The 16,457-nt window shown below is 65.4% G+C and carries 16 protein-coding genes; 9 read left to right on the forward strand and 7 right to left on the reverse strand.

What is annotated here, in order from left to right; translation table 11 throughout:
- Positions 1–827 precede the first annotated feature (827 nt).
- From ACFC4D_RS15285 to ACFC4D_RS15295, 3 genes are all read left to right on the forward strand, one after another.
- Positions 828–2,054, forward strand: coding sequence for a helix-turn-helix domain-containing protein (locus ACFC4D_RS15285; protein ID WP_376063548.1), 1,227 nt, complete (start codon positions 828–830; stop codon positions 2,052–2,054).
- A gap of 93 nt (positions 2,055–2,147) precedes the next feature.
- Entirely contained in the window at positions 2,148–2,666 is a 519-nt protein-coding gene (locus ACFC4D_RS15290) for a hypothetical protein (protein WP_376063550.1), read from the forward strand.
- A gap of 68 nt (positions 2,667–2,734) precedes the next feature.
- Positions 2,735–3,199: a YybH family protein gene (locus tag ACFC4D_RS15295; protein WP_376063552.1), complete on the forward strand. Its 465-nt coding sequence runs from the start codon at positions 2,735–2,737 to the stop codon at positions 3,197–3,199.
- Between the two features lie 13 nt (positions 3,200–3,212).
- Here ACFC4D_RS15295 and ACFC4D_RS15300 read toward each other — a convergent pair whose 3' ends face one another.
- The 3 genes from ACFC4D_RS15300 to ACFC4D_RS15310 form a co-directional block, all read right to left on the reverse strand.
- The gene (locus tag ACFC4D_RS15300; protein ID WP_376063697.1) at positions 3,213–3,539 is read right to left on the reverse strand and encodes a barstar family protein; all 327 of its coding nucleotides are present in this window, start codon (positions 3,537–3,539) and stop codon (positions 3,213–3,215) included.
- An 805-nt stretch (positions 3,540–4,344) separates the two neighbouring features.
- On the reverse strand, positions 4,345–4,827 hold the full coding sequence (locus ACFC4D_RS15305) for a flavin reductase family protein (protein ID WP_376063554.1): 483 nt from the start codon (positions 4,825–4,827) through the stop codon (positions 4,345–4,347).
- 11 nt (positions 4,828–4,838) lie between these two features.
- Positions 4,839–6,104 (reverse strand): hypothetical protein, encoded by a 1,266-nt coding sequence (locus tag ACFC4D_RS15310; protein ID WP_376063557.1) that lies wholly within the window; start codon positions 6,102–6,104, stop codon positions 4,839–4,841.
- An 85-nt stretch (positions 6,105–6,189) separates the two neighbouring features.
- On the opposite strand from ACFC4D_RS15310, the gene ACFC4D_RS15315 reads away from it, so the two are divergent.
- Positions 6,190–6,894: a GntR family transcriptional regulator gene (locus ACFC4D_RS15315; protein WP_376063559.1), complete on the forward strand. Its 705-nt coding sequence runs from the start codon at positions 6,190–6,192 to the stop codon at positions 6,892–6,894.
- Here ACFC4D_RS15315 and ACFC4D_RS15320 read toward each other — a convergent pair.
- Together ACFC4D_RS15320 and ACFC4D_RS15325 are read right to left on the reverse strand one after the other, a co-directional pair.
- Positions 6,848–7,357 carry a DoxX family protein gene (locus tag ACFC4D_RS15320; protein ID WP_376063562.1) on the reverse strand — a complete coding sequence of 170 codons (510 nt, stop codon included), beginning with the start codon at positions 7,355–7,357 and terminating at the stop codon, positions 6,848–6,850. The genes ACFC4D_RS15315 and ACFC4D_RS15320 overlap by 47 nt on opposite strands.
- Before the next feature lie 2 nt (positions 7,358–7,359).
- Positions 7,360–8,352 (reverse strand): amidohydrolase family protein, encoded by a 993-nt coding sequence (locus ACFC4D_RS15325; RefSeq protein WP_376063564.1) that lies wholly within the window; start codon positions 8,350–8,352, stop codon positions 7,360–7,362.
- Positions 8,353–8,624: 272 nt separating this feature from the next.
- Here ACFC4D_RS15325 and ACFC4D_RS15330 point away from each other — a divergent pair, with 272 nt between their 5' ends.
- Positions 8,625–9,845: a methyltransferase gene (locus tag ACFC4D_RS15330; RefSeq protein WP_375958351.1), complete on the forward strand. Its 1,221-nt coding sequence runs from the start codon at positions 8,625–8,627 to the stop codon at positions 9,843–9,845.
- Positions 9,846–9,852: 7 nt separating this feature from the next.
- Here ACFC4D_RS15330 and ACFC4D_RS15335 read toward each other — a convergent pair whose 3' ends face one another.
- Positions 9,853–10,785 carry a LysR family transcriptional regulator gene (locus ACFC4D_RS15335; protein WP_375958353.1) on the reverse strand — a complete coding sequence of 311 codons (933 nt, stop codon included), beginning with the start codon at positions 10,783–10,785 and terminating at the stop codon, positions 9,853–9,855.
- An 83-nt stretch (positions 10,786–10,868) separates the two neighbouring features.
- Here ACFC4D_RS15335 and ACFC4D_RS15340 point away from each other — a divergent pair, with 83 nt between their 5' ends.
- From ACFC4D_RS15340 to ACFC4D_RS15355, 4 genes are read left to right on the forward strand one after another with little or no spacing between them, the layout of a single operon-like run.
- Positions 10,869–11,483, forward strand: a complete 615-nt coding sequence (locus ACFC4D_RS15340; protein ID WP_376063567.1) for a DedA family protein — start codon at positions 10,869–10,871, stop codon at positions 11,481–11,483.
- A gap of 53 nt (positions 11,484–11,536) precedes the next feature.
- Entirely contained in the window at positions 11,537–12,760 is a 1,224-nt protein-coding gene (locus ACFC4D_RS15345) for an amidohydrolase family protein (RefSeq protein ID WP_376063570.1), read from the forward strand.
- Between the two features lie 27 nt (positions 12,761–12,787).
- Positions 12,788–14,542, forward strand: coding sequence for a CocE/NonD family hydrolase (locus ACFC4D_RS15350; RefSeq protein WP_376063573.1), 1,755 nt, complete (start codon positions 12,788–12,790; stop codon positions 14,540–14,542).
- Between the two features lie 24 nt (positions 14,543–14,566).
- Positions 14,567–15,502 (forward strand): amidohydrolase family protein, encoded by a 936-nt coding sequence (locus ACFC4D_RS15355; RefSeq protein ID WP_376063575.1) that lies wholly within the window; start codon positions 14,567–14,569, stop codon positions 15,500–15,502.
- 63 nt (positions 15,503–15,565) lie between these two features.
- On the opposite strand, the gene ACFC4D_RS15360 is transcribed toward ACFC4D_RS15355, so the two are convergent.
- On the reverse strand, positions 15,566–16,309 hold the full coding sequence (locus ACFC4D_RS15360; protein WP_376063578.1) for a hypothetical protein: 744 nt from the start codon (positions 16,307–16,309) through the stop codon (positions 15,566–15,568).
- Positions 16,310–16,457: the final 148 nt, after the last annotated feature.

Here is a 16,457-nt window from a genome sequence, read left to right on the forward strand (position 1 = left end):
AGCGCGGTCCTGCTGGGTGAGTGACTGCCCGTGAACAACCGCGCCGACGTAATCGCTCCACTTGTTCGCCAATTCGGCCAGCCGCCACCATGCTTCGTGAACGAGTTCATCGGAGGCGCTTTCACAGGTGTGGAGCAGTTCAATTGCCTCGACTTGCGCGGCAGCGAGTCGGTCTATTGCAGCACCCGGAGACTCGTTGCAGCACTCGGGAAATGGCGCGCAGCACTGCACCCAGGTGTCGATGCACGTGATCACCAGCTGCCGAGTTATGTCCAGGCTCCCCCGCCCCGGGTATCGTCGCCGAGCGAGGTGTAGTTCGGCGAGAGCACGCGAAAGCTTCGTGACCGGGTGCGCATCTGGGTCGTCGCCGATGTGGCCACAGCATGCCGCAAGCACCTCGTGCCAATCGGGAAGATTCGCCCGGGGTGGCGTCACGGGAATCGCCATGCCTACAAAGAGCACATGGGGCTTCATAGCCGATCAATCCTCGGCGAGCCCGGCGCTGTAGGCAGCAGCCGCCAAATAGACAAGACACTGCGGGCCGTGCGCACCATGAGCGCCCAATAGGAGCCGAGCATGAGCGAGTTCGGAAATCGAGGGTTCATCGAAACAGTTGCGGGACTGAGTAAGCCACAAATCTCGCTGCGCAGGCATGACCATGTCATCCTTTGGTTCTCACGAAGGTTGTGCCAGAGAGGAGCCAATCGAACGGAGACTCGACTCGGCGGCCGATCCACATCGAAGGGTGTCAGGATTCGTCGCTCGAACCGTCCCGCACCGGGACACTCGCTAGCATGGCTTGAAGGCGAGCGCCGAGGGGTCAACCAATGAGCGAAAGTCAGCAACGCGAAGGTCGCTATGTCGGCCAGCGAGTACGCATGATCCGGAAACGCCGAGGTATTTCCCAACAGGTGTTGGCCGACAGGATCGGCAAGTCACGTGGCGCGGTGGCGAAGTACGAAAGCGGCGAGCGACCTGTCGATTCGCGCCGCACACTGTTGGACTTGGCGCAGGCACTCGGCGTCACCATGAACGATCTGACCGGCCATGAAGAGGAGAAGCTCGACCCTGCATCCGCCGGATTTCACTCCGTGGTTCCCGATATCGAAACCGTGCTGTGGTCACAGGGGAACACCACGGACACCCGCCCGCCCCGCAGTGTGGATGGCCTACTCGAAATGACGCGCGAGGCCACCCGAATTCGCGACAACTGCGACTACGCCACACTGGGTCCGATGCTCGTGCCGATGCTGACCGACGCTTACCGACACGTCCGCCAGACCGACGATGAGCGTGCGTGGGACGTATTCGGCACTGTCGCATACGGTGTCGCCTCCGCGCTTCGCGCTCGTGGCTATCACGCGCTCGCATGGACGGCGTCGCAAGAAGCTCAACGTGCGGCCGACCGTACCGGTCAAATCGCGCAGATCGCGGCCGCCGCATTCAGTCGAGGACAAATCATGCTGTCGCGCCCCGGCGCGCTGCCGGCTGCGCTCGCGACCACCATGGACACCGCCGAGCGAATCTGCGCTGACGTTCGAACAATCGGTGAGATCGAGACATACGGAATGCTGCACCTGCAAGCGTCCATGGTGGCTGCCACGATGGGAAAAGACCCCGCGCCGCATCTGGCCGAGGCAGCCGATCACGCCAGCAGACTGGCCGATGTGAAAACCGCTCCCAATCGATCCGTGGCACGAAACGAGTCATTCGGCCCGGCCAATGTCACGCTCTGGCAGATGTCCGCGGCGATGGAAAGCCGCGAGCCCGGCCGGGTACTCGCTCTCGCTCCGACCCTGTCAGTAGACGAGCTGCCCAATGAAGGACGACGTGCGCAGTATTTCGTTGAGATCGGTCGCGCCCAGGCCATGCAGGCGAACTATCGAGACTCCCTGTACGCCCTGCTGCGCGCCGAACACACTGCGCCCCAACATGTTCGAAATATGGTGACTGTTCAGGAGCTCGTCGGACACATGATGCGGACCGCGCGACGAGAGCTCACAACCGGTGAACTCGGCAGACTCGCACATCGCGTCGGTGTCGTACCGTCCTGAATTGGCGGGCACCGTACGCGCTGCGACAAGTCACGAGTTGCTACGGTGGTGAGGACTTGATCGGGCCCCTGCGGGGCTGTTGACTGGCCCAACATGGAACGCTGGGGTGCGGATCTGTACGGAGATCCCTGTGGCGGTTGCGGTTTCGAGTGGTCGACGACCACTGAGCAGGCGATCGAATTGGTCAGGCAGCTGCCATCGCGATGCCGGGCTTTGCTGCATGATCGGACCGGCTCGGAACTGCACCCCGATTTGGGCTGGACAGTGTCCGGCTATGTCAGTCACATCGTCGACAATCTGAGAATCTGGGCTGAGCGATCGGCGGGGGCACGTCTTGGTGGTGCGACCGAGGTCAGCGGCTATGACCCGGATCTGATCGGCCGCGGCCGTCGCTACAATGACGTCGCGCTCGCTGGCGCGCTGTGGTCACTCGAGCACGCTTCGCGAGAGTGGGTGGAGTCGATCACCGCCGCACTCGAAGCGGATGTCGTTCTCGTACACGCCGATCGCGGTCGACAAACGGCCGCTGACGTGGCACGTAACAACGCTCATGACGGGTTCCATCACATATGGGATATCGAACGGACCCTCGGTGCGGTCGACACCGAATAGGCGACGGTGAGTTGGTCGCACGCCAATCGAGTCGGACCGGTGAAGACAGGTGGACGTATGTTGGAGCGATGACTGTCGATACTCACGGCGCGCGGCCGACGGCCGGCGTCGTCGCAACCGATCAGGATGCCGTGCTCAGCGCGATCGCGGGGGTGTTCGGGCGGCTCGAGGCCGCGCTCGGGGCCAAGGATGCCGTTGTGTTCGACAGTGTGTTCACCGATGACGTGGTGTTCATCAATCCCGCGGGCGAGATGGTTCGGAACTGGGATGAGCTGCACGATTATCACCAGTTCGCGATGCGGAACAGCCCGGATGCCGAGGCGCATTACGACATTCTGGCCGTGCGGCTGCTCGCCGGTGGACATGCGATCGTCAATGTCGAGCAGACGCTGCGGACCCCGGATTTCGCGGTAACCAACCGTGGGACATGGGTTTTCACCGAACATGACGACAACTGGTGGGTCTGCTCGGTGCACAATACGAATGTGGCGGGGAGTGCCGGACCACCGGCGGCGGAACCTGCCGACGTGTGAGGTTGTGGCGAGTTCAGCGAAGCAGAACCTCGATGCGGTGCTGCGCGCAGATCTCCATGATGATGTCGAAGATCGAGCTGTCGTCTCGATTGGTTCGCCTGCCGAGATGAGTTCTTGCCGTGGCAGATTCGTTCCACACGATCGTGAACGGGGTGGTCGCTCCGAATCCGCCACGCGTGCAGTCTTCGAAGGCGTCGAGATTCCAGCCGAAGTATCCGCCCGGACCGTTCACCGCCTCGCCGATGGCGCAGTAGAAGGTGTCCTCGTCAACGATGTGAGTTCCGTCGAGCTCGTATCGGGTGCCGGGTGGGTCGTCGGGGAGGGGCGTGCGTCGGTGCAGGGCTACCGACAACCATGCGCGGAGCGCGGGCCGGTCGATGTTGTGCCACAGGCCATTTCGGGTCAAACGGCCGGATCGCACCAGCTCCCAAGGCCGCTGCGCCTCGGGACGCAATTCATGGCAGGACAGGCTCAGCGTTACGTCGGCCAGGGCGGGGTCGTCCGCGTTCGGCCGGATGTGTTCGGCGGTAACCCGATTGGCGAAGTAGCTGGCGAGACGGTGGCCGGTGGGATCGAGGAAGTCGATGTGAGCGTTGCCGAGCGCGGCATGTTTGGTACCGAGCCGTTCGGTCGCGCGCCGCAATTTTTCCCGGGGTGCGCAGCCGAGCAGGACCACGTGGCGCGTGTAGGGGTCGTTCGGCATCGATGGATCCGGGGTGAACAAACCTGTCGCGTCGAGGGCGTCGCACCAGAGGTCGTCGGCGTCGTCACCGGTGAGCCGGTACTTGGCTGAGGGAATCGTGGTGTGAGGTTCGGGCATCGGTTGAATCTAACGCGGGTGGAGGCCAGGGCGGGTTCGCGCCTTGGCGAATTTGCCGCGATGGCCTCCCACCGGGAACAAGAAGGGCGGTGGGAGGACATCGGGCACGGCGAGCCGGGTCGCGGAGCTCGCCGTGGCCGGGACCGAGGGGGCATTCCGGCGGCCGGCCATCGCCCGGTGCCGGGCAGGGCGCGGGTGATGGTGGCGCGGCGGGATGAAGACGGTTCGGTTCCGGCCCGCGCTCGCGGTGATGTGGGGCAGCCGCGGAGCGCGAGATGGGTTCGGCTACAACGGGATCGGGGGTGATCGAGGTGTGGCCGAGGGGTTATGGGCGGTTGGCGTAGGCGGAGTGGGTACCGAAGGTGCGGTAGCCGTAGACCAGGGGGGCGGCGGTGCGGGTTTCGGCGGCCTTCACTTCGCCCAGGAGCAGGATGTGGTCACCGGCGTCTATGGCTTGGTGGAGGTGGCAGGCGAGCCAGCCGGGGGCGTCGGTCAGGCGCGGGAGGTCGTTGTCGAATTGCCAAGGGACACCGGCGAATCGGTCCGCACCGCGTTGGGCGAAGGTGATGGCTATGCGGTCGTGGTCCGAGCCGAGGACGTTGACGCCGAAGCGCTCGGTGCTCAAGATGGCCGGGAGCAGGCCGGAGCGGTGGTCCAGGGCCACGCTGATCATGGGCGGGGCCAGGGACAGCGAGGCGAAGGAACTCACCGTAACGCCGAAGGGCACCTGGCCGTCGGTGGTGGTGACGATGGTGACCGGGCCGCAGACACCGGCCATCAGATTGCGAAACGTGTCCTCGGACAGCATCTTTGCTCCGATCAGGTGAAGTTCTTGGTGGCCGTGTCGCCGGTGGCGCGGCCGAGCAGGACCTGACCCGCCTGGGCGAGCATGCCGTCCTCGTCGATGGTGAGGTGGCCCAGGATCACCTCCACATCGCGCAGGAAATGCTGTGTGGGGTCCTGGGTTTGGTAGATGGCGGCACCTGAGCCGCGTACGGCGGTCTGGATGGCGTCCCACGCCAGGCGGCCGACCGACAGGCAATCGAGTTTGATGTTCGCACGCATCTCATCGCTCATGGACGCGGTGCTCGCGGCATTGACCTCGATGGTTTCCCGGACAGCGCGATCGAGGGTGGCCTCGGCGGTACGAAGCTGGGAAACCGTTCGCGCGTAACGCAATTGACCGGCGGCGGTATCGCCGGTCAGACGAGTGCCGAAGGCCTCGCGGCGCTTGTCCAGGCGCTCACGGTAATCGCGGACCACCGCCTGCCCCGCGCCCAGCAGCAGCGCGGGCAGCAGGAAGACCAGCAGATCGCGAATATCGTAGGAGTACAACGGTTCCGGGTAGAGTGCGGCGGCCGGATTGTCGCGCGAGAGCCAGTCGTGGAGTTCGAGGCTGAAATCCTCGGCGACGAATTCGTCGTCCACGATGACATTGTTGCTGCCGGTGCCCTTCATCCCGGCCATATCCCAGGTGTCGGGCACCTCGACCGCCGACCGCGGCAGCAGGAACAGCCGCAGCTCATCCTCGCCTTCGATCCTGGCGGCCAACTGCACCCAGTTCGCGTTGAGCACGCCCGAGCAGTACGCCCAGCGCCCCGAGAGCTGGAACCCACCCTCCACGCGCACCGCCCGCCCGGGCGGATTCGCCGCGACCGCCACCAACTGCGGTCCGGGCGTGGCGAATACCTTGCGCTGGGTCTGCTCGGGCCAGCGCGCCAGCATCCAGCCGTGCGCGATGAAGAACGACAGCGTCCACGCCGCCGAGGGATCACCCTGCGCCAAAACCCGCAGTACATCGACGAATTCGCGCGGTCCCGCGCCCGCTCCGCCGAGCGCCTCGGGCAACAGCAGCCCGAACAGCTCCTCACTGTCGGCCACGGTGGCATCGGGTAGCCGGCGCAGCTCCTCGGTCTCGGCGATGCGTGCCCGCAGCACCGGCACCAGCTCCTGTGCCCGGGCCACGAGCGGATGCACCGCGCCGAGCTGAGGATCCAATACGTCTTGCATGACTCTCCCGTCGAAAGTGGCGGTGACCGGATCTCCCCCGTCGGGCAACTCGCCGTAACTGTGGTGCCACCCCATGAGACACCACAGATGTGCGCAACGTCAACTAAGTTTCGAAAGTTAGTAAAATATGCGCGTCTGAGAAATCGGCTACAGTACGCACATGTCCAAGGTGAAAGGCGCAGGCTCACGTGCCGATACGGTGACCGCGGCGATCCGCGCGGACATCCTGGCCGGACGTCTGATCCCTGGGCAGCGACTCACCTTCCCCGAACTGGGCGCGGTCCACGCGGTGAGCGTGGGCGTACTACGTGAAGCCCTGGCCCGGCTGGTCGAACAGGGCATCGTCACCACGGTCAGCAATCAGGGCTTCAGTGTCATCGCCCTGTCCGCGCGCGATTTCGCCGAGCTCACCCAGGTCCGCACGCTCATCGAACCGCAGTTCATCCGCGTCTCGGTGCAGGCGGGATCGACGCGCTGGGAATCGGAAGTCGTTGCCGCGCACCATGTTCTGCAACGCACCCCGTACTTCGCCGAAGACGGCACGGCATTCAGCCCGGCATGGAATACCGCGCACACCGACTTCCACATGACGCTGCTGGCCGGATGCAGCAATGTGTACATGCACGACGGCACCGCGCGCCTGCGCGATGTGTCCGCGCTGTACCGGCGCTGGTCCCCCATCCGCAGCCCCGTCGATGAGGCACTGGCGCGCATCACGACTGAGCACCGCGACCTGATGGACGCGGCGCTTGCCCACGACGCCGACCGCGCGGAAACGCTACTGCGCGAACATATTCAACGCGCGGCCGACGAGATCGTCATTGCGCGGGAATTTCCCGAGCCGTCCGCAGCCGCGCAAGGATAACCATGCCCGCGCCGCCGATGAGCGCGAGGAACGATGCGCCCAGTACATAGCCCGGCCCGGCGAATCGCTCCAGCCCGAGCGCGTGATCGAGCGAATACCGGCCGGGCCCGGCGAGCCCGGTCCCGAACGTGGTGAGGCCGTACAGCAGCGCGAGCTCACAGCCACCCTTATTGGCCCACAACCCATTTGCCGCCGTCATGGCCACCGCGACCACCATGGTGCCCACGATCAGCGCGGTCCCGGCGGCGGTGAACAACCCACCCGCGAACAGCACCGCGCCGAGCACCTCGGTCGCACCGGCCACAACAGCCATCGCGGGCCCGGGCCGCAATCCCCATTTCTCGAACACTGCCCCGGTGCCCCGCGGTCCGGAGCCGGAGAACCACCCGAACAGCTTCTGACACCCGTGGCCCGCGATCAGCACAGCGAGTGCCACCCGCAGAAACAGCAGTCCCGCATCCATTGTCAGCGTCCTTCCGTCAGGCCGTACGCGGCGGCCCCGTTGCTATCCAGAATCGCGGTCTTCTCGGCCGCGGTGAGTTGTTCGGCGTTGCGCACCAGATCGACTGCGACAGTGGCGGGTTCGCGCGGGGTGTCACTGCCGAGTACCAGCCGATCCAGCCCGAGCGAATCCCGCATTGTGCCGAACAGATACGGATCCTCGATGAGGCTGGTGTCGTACCAGAATCTGCGCAGCTGACCCAGTACGCCACCGAGTTCGGCGTGCAGTTCGGGATCGGCGGCCCGCAGCCCGCGATCCCAGCGCCCGAACAGGTACGGAATCGTCCCGCCGGTGATCCCGCCGATCACCCGGACGTTCGGAAAACGCAACGGCACCTTGGCCGCAACGAGCCGGCACAGCGCGATCGCCATCTCGGTCGGCCCGCAGAACGCGGGGGTGAGCATGAATTCCGCGGACCCCGGCGCCATCTGCGGGGTCGCTCCCGGATGCAGGAACACCGTGGCGGAGCGCTCGTTCAACGCCGCCCAGATATCGTCGAACTCGGGAGCGTCGAGGGGGCGCCCGGCGACCGACGGGCCCAGATTCACACCGCGAAAACCACATTCGTCGAAACAGAAGTCGATCTCGGCGAGCGTGGCGGCGATATGCGGCAGCGGCAGGCTCCCGAACGCGCCCAATCGGCCCGCACCGGCAGTCACCGCCTCGCGCATCATCTCGTTGGCGTAGCGAGTCGCGGTGATCCCCGAGCCCGCATCGGGAAAGTACGGCTGCACCGCGCCCACACTCATCACGGTGAGATCGATTCCGGCGGAATCCATATCGCCGATCCACCGCTCGATGAACGCGGCGTCGCCCGCGGCGAACTGCCGCCGCGCCGCGGCGGTCAGATGTGCGCCGTAATGCGCGAAGGAGTCCACCCGCGCCCGGGCATCGAGGGAGTCCATCGTGTCGAAGAAGCGCGGTGGAAGGTAGTGACTATGAAAATCTATGCGCATAGTCGCGAAGAATACGCACATCTATCAAACATTCGAAAGTATGCGCTGAGCACTCCCAGCTCCGGGCCATCAGCACAGACGTGCGAGAATTGACCCCGTATCCGATCGGAAGGTACTGATCCGCAGTGAACATGGGCCTGGTTTTGGGCGACCGCCGCTTCCGCGCTTCGGCACAGGAGCACGTGGTGTTGCCGCATTTCCTCAGGTAGCCACGCCCTGCTCCCACCGAAGCGTCGTCGGCCATCGACACCTTCGACCCGCACGGGAGCCACATGTCCACGATCAGCTGGACCGAGAACGACACCCTCCACACCGCCCGCTGGCATTCGGAGAACGGAACCCCCGCCGCGGCGCAGATCGTCATCATCGACGACAGCACCTCGGCGAACAACGCCCTGCGACTGGCCCGCTCGGGCACCGGACTGCTCTGGCGCGGCGACTTCCACAACGCCCGGCATCTGCTGCGCGCCATGGATCGACGCCTGGCCGGGAAATCGACTCCTCCGGCCGGCCGCCGGTCCGGGAAATCGGCATCGGGAGATCGGCGTTCCGCCAAGGGATCGCCCCCGGCGTCGGTGCGCGGGGAACTCGGCGCGGTCTTTCACGCACAGCGTGAGACCCGGTCGCGGCGAGCCGCACTCCTGGGCAGCGTGCTGATCGAGCTCGAGGTCGATCGCTCGATCGACCTCGGCCGCGCACCCGATGTGCGCGCGGCCTGCGAACACGCCTACGGGGAACCCGCGCACGAGCTCGGCGAAATCTCCCGCGAGACAACCGTTATCTCACTGCCCGAGCTCCTGGGAGTCATGAGCGCGTACGAGTGGCACCGCAAGGGCATCGACATCACCGCCGTCGGTGGTCGCCTGCACCCGGCCTACGGCGTCTTCGCACCCACCCGCGACGAATACATCGATCTCCTTGCCGCCATTCCCTTTCCGGTCGCTGACCCGCTGGTCTTCGATATCGGCACCGGCACCGGAGTCCTCGCCGCAGTGCTCGCGCGGCGCGGCGCACGACAGGTTCTCGCAACCGACCTCAACCCCCGCGCGGTGCGCTGTGCGCACGAGAACATCCGCCTGCTCGGCCTCGACAACCAGGTCCACGTGACGGAAGCCGACCTGTGGCCCGATGACACCACCCGCGCGGATCTGATCGTGTGCAACCCGCCGTGGCTCCCCGGAATCCCCACCTCGGCATTGGAATTGGGCATCTACGACGCCGCCTCCGACATGCTCAACCGCTTCCTCGGCGAACTCGTCGACCATCTCACCGCACCCGGTGAAGGCTGGCTCATCCTGTCGGATCTGGCCGAACACCTGGGCCTGCGCACCCGCGAGGAACTGCTCGCCCGCATCGCCGCCGCCGGTCTCGAGGTGCTCGGCACCCACGAGACCGCACCCCGCCATTCGCGCGCGGCCGATGACACCGATCCGCTGCATGCCGCGCGTGCACTCGAGCGCACCATGCTGTGGCGGCTGGCACCGCAACGCTGAATTCGCTTCAGGATGCCCCGGTCTCGGCCGGGGTATCGAGTGCGCGGGCGGTATCGCGCACCAGCGTCCGGAACCACTGATGCCCCGAATCGAAAGTGTGCACCGAATGCCACCACAGCGCTTCGTTGATCGGCCCGGCATCGAATGGGCACGCGATCACCCGCAGTGTCGGCGGCAGGTTGATCGCCTGTGTGAGCCGCTTCTGAATGATCGCGATCCGATCGGTGCCCGCCACCAGTAACGGCAGCGCCACAAAGCGATCGATGACCGCGCGCGGGCGTATCAGCACACCGCGCTCCGCGAGTCTGCGCATCATGAAAGTCGGCTCACCGGGCTCATATTGTCCGAGCACCCAGTGCAATCCGGGTAGCTGCTCGGCGGTGGGCGGATGCTCGGCGATCGGATTGTCCCTATCCACCAGCGCCACCCACTCATCGGAGAACAGCTTCGAACTGGGCACACCGAGCGGGAACGCACCGTGTGGCGCGATCAATCCGTCTTCGGATCGCGCCGAGGCGTCGGAATGCAGCTCCGAGGGTTTGATGAATTGCCGCAACCGCAGCGAGGCATGCGGTGCCTGCGCCTCGAACGCCGACAGCAGGCTGGGACCGAGCACGGCGACCAGATAATCCGAGACGGTGAGCACGAATTCGCGATCCGAGGTGGCCGGATCGAACTGGGACTTGGTGTCGAACAGCCGGTCCGAGAGCTGCATGACCCCGCCCGCCTGCTCGCGCAATTGCGTGCCGAGCGGAGTCAATTCGTAGTGGTTGCCCACGCGTTCGAGCAGATCGTCATCGAAGTGCCGCCGCAACCGCGCGAGCATGGCACTGGCCGCGGGCTGGCTCACCCCGATTCGCGCCGCGGCCCGGCTCACATGCCGCTCTTCGAGCAGGGCATGCAGTGCTACCAGCAGATTCAGATCCGGGCGAGCAGACATCCGGCAAGGGTATCAGTCTGGGTGATGGCTGGATACAGATCAATGATTTCACGAATAACCCCAGCGTAATCACACTGGAACGCATGGTTGACATCACCGCCGTGCTCGATGGCGTGCACGGACCGGTTCTCTACGCCGTGTTCGTCGCCTTGACCCTGCTGCTCTTCTGGATACCGACCGGGATGATCATTCCGGGCGAACCCTTCTTCGTCCTGGCCGGAATTCTCGCCGCGAGCGGGCAGGTCTCACTACCCCTGGTGCTGATCGTCATCATCGCCAGCGCGATCATCAGCCCGATCGGCGCGTACGCGGCCGGACGACGGTTCGACGGCTGGATCAGCAGCCGTCCCGCCGATTCCAAATTCCGCCGCCTGCTCACCAAAGGTGAAGCCGCACTGCGCCGCCACGGCGCACCCGCGGCCGCTTTCGCGTGCTGGATTCCCTTCCTGCGCACCACCATTCCGCTGATGATCGGCGCCTCGCGCTACTCCTTCACACGCTTCGTCGCGTTCAGCGCCACCGGCACCACACTCTGGAGCGCGCTGTTCATCATCGGCGGCTACTTCGCCGGGCCGTTCTTCCAGAAGTTCGCGATCTACGTCGGCATGGGCCTGCTGATCCTGCTGGTGCCCCTCATCTTGTTCAAACTCATCCGCCGACTCGTGCGCGGCCCCGCCGCCAAGCAACCGGCGCAATGAACCCGCCTCACCGAAGGCATTCCGGCCCAACCACACCCACCGAGAGGATTCCTATGACAAGCAATCCAGTCACCGCGTACACGCACGCGCTGCTGATCGACGGCACCGGCACACCCGCACTCGCGGATGCCACCATCGTGGTCACCGACGGCGAAATCACCGCCGCGGGAACCGATGTGCGTGTACCGGCCGACGCGAAGATCGTGGACCTGGGCGGTAGGACGGTGCTGCCCGGACTGATCGACGCGCATGTGCACCTGGGTGGACTGGGTTTCGGCAACACACCCGCGTTCGGCGGCCGCGCCGAGACCGACGACTACGCCGCCGCCCGCTCGGGCGCGCTGCGGCACGGCGTCACCACCGAACGCAGCCTGGGCGATTTCCTCACCGACAGCCTCGCCGTGCGCGATGAGATCGAACGCGGTGAGCTCATCGGCCCGCGCCTGTTCACCAGCGGCCCCAGCTTCCAGGTCGAGGGCGGGCACCCCAACGGCAGCGTCTGGTTCAACGATCCGGTCGCACTGCGCGAGGCGGCCCGGGTGCCCACGACCGCCGAGGAAGCTCGGCACGCGGTGCACGAATTGGCCGACGCCGGAGTCGATCTGATCAAAATCATCATCTCCAACAACGCGATCTTCGGCCCGCCACGCCCCGAGCTGAAGATGCCGTGGGATATCACCGCCGCCATCATCGACGCCGCGCACGCCCGGGCACTGCGCGTGGTCACCCATACCGAGACCCTCGCCGACGCCCTGCAGGCGGTGCGCGCGGGTTCGGACGATATCGAACACCTGCTCATGCGCGCACCGGAACCCCTCGACCCCAGCGCATTCGACGAACTGTTCGAGCTCATGGCCGAACGCGGTACGTATCTGGTCGCCACCATGGTCGCCCATCAGCACGAGTCCACACCCGAAACCGACGCTCGCACACTGCGATACGGCAACCACCTGATCAAACGCGCGTACGACCGAGGAGTGACGCTCGGTGTCGGCTCGGACGCCCACTCGGCGGGCATGCACGGCTGGGCGCTGCGCAACGAACTCATCATGATGGTGCACGACCAGGGCATTCCCGCCGCCGACGCCCTCGTCGCGGTGACCAGGACCAATGCCGAACTACTGGGCTACGCCGACACGATCGGCACGGTCGAAGCGGGCAAACGCGCGGATCTGCTGATCATCGACGGTGATCCGATCGCCGATATCACCGCCCTGGCCAATATCCACCAGGTCCTGCGCGACGGCGTCGTAGTCGTCGACAACGCGCACGCCTGAACCGAGACACCCGAAAGGAGCAGCGCCATGACAGCGGAAACACACCGCGGCACCGAATCCACGATCATCACCGAAACCCATAACGGTGAACAGTTCGACGTGGTCTACAAACCCGCGCGCCGCCCGCCGGACCTCGGCGAAGGCAGCGATGACGAATTCGCGGGCAACGGCTACCTGGGCTACTGCCCGCCCTTCCACACCCGCAGCTACCAGGCCGCGCCCGGAATCCGATGCGATCAGGACCAGCCGGTCACCCTGCGCGACGGCACCGTCATCTACACCGATATCTACCGCCCCGACACCGACGTGCCGGTCCCGGTGATCATCTCCTGGAGCTACTTCGGCAAGCGCCCCGGTGACGGTATGACCGAGTGGAATGTCAAAGGCGTTCCCCGCGAGACGATTTCACTCATGGCCAAGTTCGAATCGGTCGATCCCGGCTACTGGTGCCACGTCGGCTACGCGGTCGCCAATGTGGACCCGCGCGGTATCGGGCACTCCCAGGGCAATATCAACTTCCACGGCTCCCAGGACGCCCGCGACGGCTACGACTTCGTCGAATGGCTGGCCGAACAGCCCTGGTGCAACGGCAAAGTCGGAATGGCGGGCAACTCCGGCGTCGCGGTCACCCAGTGGGCGATCGCCGCACAGCAGCCCCCGCACCTGGCCTGCATCGCTCCCTGGGAGGGCACCTCGGACATCTTCAACGAGGCCATGTACGAGGGCGGCGTCCCGGGTCTGACCTTCCATTCGGCGCTCACCGGATTCCTGTCCGGTCCGGGCCTGGTCGAGGACATCGGCGAAATGGGCCGCCGCTACCCGTTTTTCAACAACTACTGGCGCGATAAGGTCGCGGATCTGACCCAGATCCAGGTGCCCTGCTATATCACCGCCTCCTGGAGCCACTTCCACCTGCACGGTGCTTTCGAGGGCTTCCGGCATGTGGGCGATGAGCGCAAATGGATTCGCGCACACCGGGATTTCGAATGGCCGGATATGTACTCCCCCGGCAATATCGAAGATCTGAAGCGATTCTTCGACTGCTACCTCAAGGACATCCACAACGGGTGGGAACTGACCCCGCGCGTACGCCTCGAGGTCATGGACGCGCTGGACTGCGACTACCAGGTGAATCGTCCCGAGCGCGAATTCCCGTTGGCGCGCACACGATACGACAAGCTCTACCTCGATGCCGCGAGCGGCTCGCTCTCCCCCGAACCGGTCGCCACAGCGTCCAGCACGTCCTACGACGCGGCCGAAGGCGTGGTCACCTTCGATATGACCTTGCCCGAAGAGACCGAGCTGACCGGGTATTCGAAGCTGCGCCTGTACGTGGAAGCCGACGGCAACGACGATATGGACCTGTTCGTCAACATCCAGAAGCTCAGCACCGCGGGCGAATGGATCCCGACCCATGTGCTGGACCATCCGCATCCCGGTGCGTGGGGCAAGCTCCGCGTCTCGCGGCGCGCCCTCGATGAGCAGAGGTCGACCGACTTCCACCCGGTGCTGGCCCAGCGCGGCGAGGACAAGCTGAGCCCGGGCGAGATCGTGGCGGTGGACGTCCCCATCTGGCCCACCAGCCGAATCTGGCACGCGGGCCAGCGCATTCGCGTCCAGATCGCCGGGCATTACATTCGCGGCGACTGGTTCGAACCACTGACCTGGCAGACCTGCAATACCGGGCGGCACATCCTGCACACCGGTGGCGCGTACCAGGCGTATCTGCAAATCCCGGTGATCCCACCGAAATTCACCGATGCGGGCCACACCTACCGGTAACCCCAAGACTATTCAGGAGGACCCATGACCAGAATTGATGTGCACTGTCACTACCTACCCGAATTCTATCGAGAAGCCCTGGCCGCCAACGGTCATGCGCAGCCCGACGGCATCCCCTTCATCCCGCAGTGGAGTGAGAACGCCGCGCTCGAGGCCATGGACAGCCTCGGCGTGCGCAAGTCATACCTGTCGATCTCTTCGCCCGGCGTGCATTTCGGTGATGACGCCGCCGCGCGTGATCTGGCCCGGCGGGTGAACGAGGAAGGCGCACGCCTGCATCGCGCCCATCCGGATCGATTCGAATTCTTCGCCTCCACTCCCCTGCCCGATATCGATGCCGCCCTGGCCGAAATCGCCTACGCCTTCGACGAACTCGATGCCGCGGGCGTGGTCTTCGAAACCAATTTCGACGGCATGTATCTGGGCAACGAGCATTTCGCGCCGGTGTACGCCGAACTCGATCGGCGGAGCGCGGTGCTGTTCATGCATCCCACCAGCCCGGCGGGTGCCTGCACGGGTGCCGCAGAGCCGCTGCGCTATCCGCGCCCGATGCTCGAATTCCTCTTCGACACCACCCGTACGGTCACCGATCTGGTGCTCTCGGGCACGCTGGAACGCTATCCGAATATCCGGGTGATCGTGCCGCACGCCGGCGCGGTGCTGCCGATGATCACCGCGCGCGTGGATGTCATCGGCGCGAAGATGGTCGGCAAGACCGATCCCATGCGAACCGCGTTGCGGCGCTTGCACTTCGATCTGGCGGGCATGCCGGTGCCCGAGCAGCTGCCCGCGCTGTTGAGCGTCGCCGATCCCGAACATATCCACTACGGCAGCGATTTTCCGTTCACTCCGCTGCCCGAAATCGATATCAACGCCAAGCGTCTGGACGCGGCCGAGATTCTGCAGGGCGGACTGCTGGACAAGGTGATGTACGAGAACTCGGTGCGTCTGTTCAGCTGAATCCGCTTTGACGCAAATGATGGCCCGCACCGGAATCCGGTGCGGGCCATCAGTGTTCACGCGTTACTGCTGAACGGGCACCGGCTGCTGTGCGACCGGCTGCTGCACCGCGGGCTGCGGTGCGTTGATGGTGCTGAAGAACTGCGACGCCGCCGCGATACCCACCGGAATACCGACCAGCGCCGCACCGGCCGCAGCGCCGAATCCACCGGCCATCGCCCCGCCGCCGACACACCCCGCGGCAGCCGCGGGCAGCGTCAACGTCCCGGCGCTGACCGGAATGAACAGCGAGCCACCGGTGAACGCACCGAGCACGCAACCGCTCACCAGACCGATGGTGCCGCCCACCAGGGTGCCGATACCGGTCGCCAAACCGAACTGGGTTGCGGCGGTGCCCAGGGCGCGGTTGTAGCGCTCCTGCGGGTCGATCGCATCGCCCGGACCGGCCACCGGCGCGACGGCGGCGACGGTGTCGACCGGGGTCTGCGCGGCCGAATCCACCTGTGCCGCAGCGGCGACCGGTGCCGCGAACTGCTCACCGACCACGGTGGCCCCGATCGGGTCCTGCACCTGGAACTGGCCGCCCTGGGTGGTCAGTGTGCCGATCGGCGAGCTGAGCACCACCGAACCGTCGGACAGATCGCTGGTGTAGCGCACGCCCGGCAGGATCTCCACACTCAGGCGGCTCGGATCGGTATTCGCCGGGGCCGCATCGGCGTGCGCGGTTCCCGCGGCTGCCACCGCGGCGGACACCGCGATAGCGGCGATCACGACGGCCTGGCGGGCATTTTTCGTCGAGGTCTTCATCGGCCTCATCTCCATCTCTCTGGATATTCTCTTCTCGGCGCGCGCGACGACTCGCAATGCGTTGTGCGCCGGAGATTTCCGCGAATCGCGTAATGCGAATTCGCTCGGGATCCGATCCCTTTGACGTGTACCGGATCACATTCGAAAC

The sequence above is a fragment of the Nocardia sp. NPDC056000 genome, assembly GCF_042269265.1.
In the GTDB taxonomy this organism is placed as follows: Bacteria; Actinomycetota; Actinomycetes; order Mycobacteriales; family Mycobacteriaceae; genus Nocardia.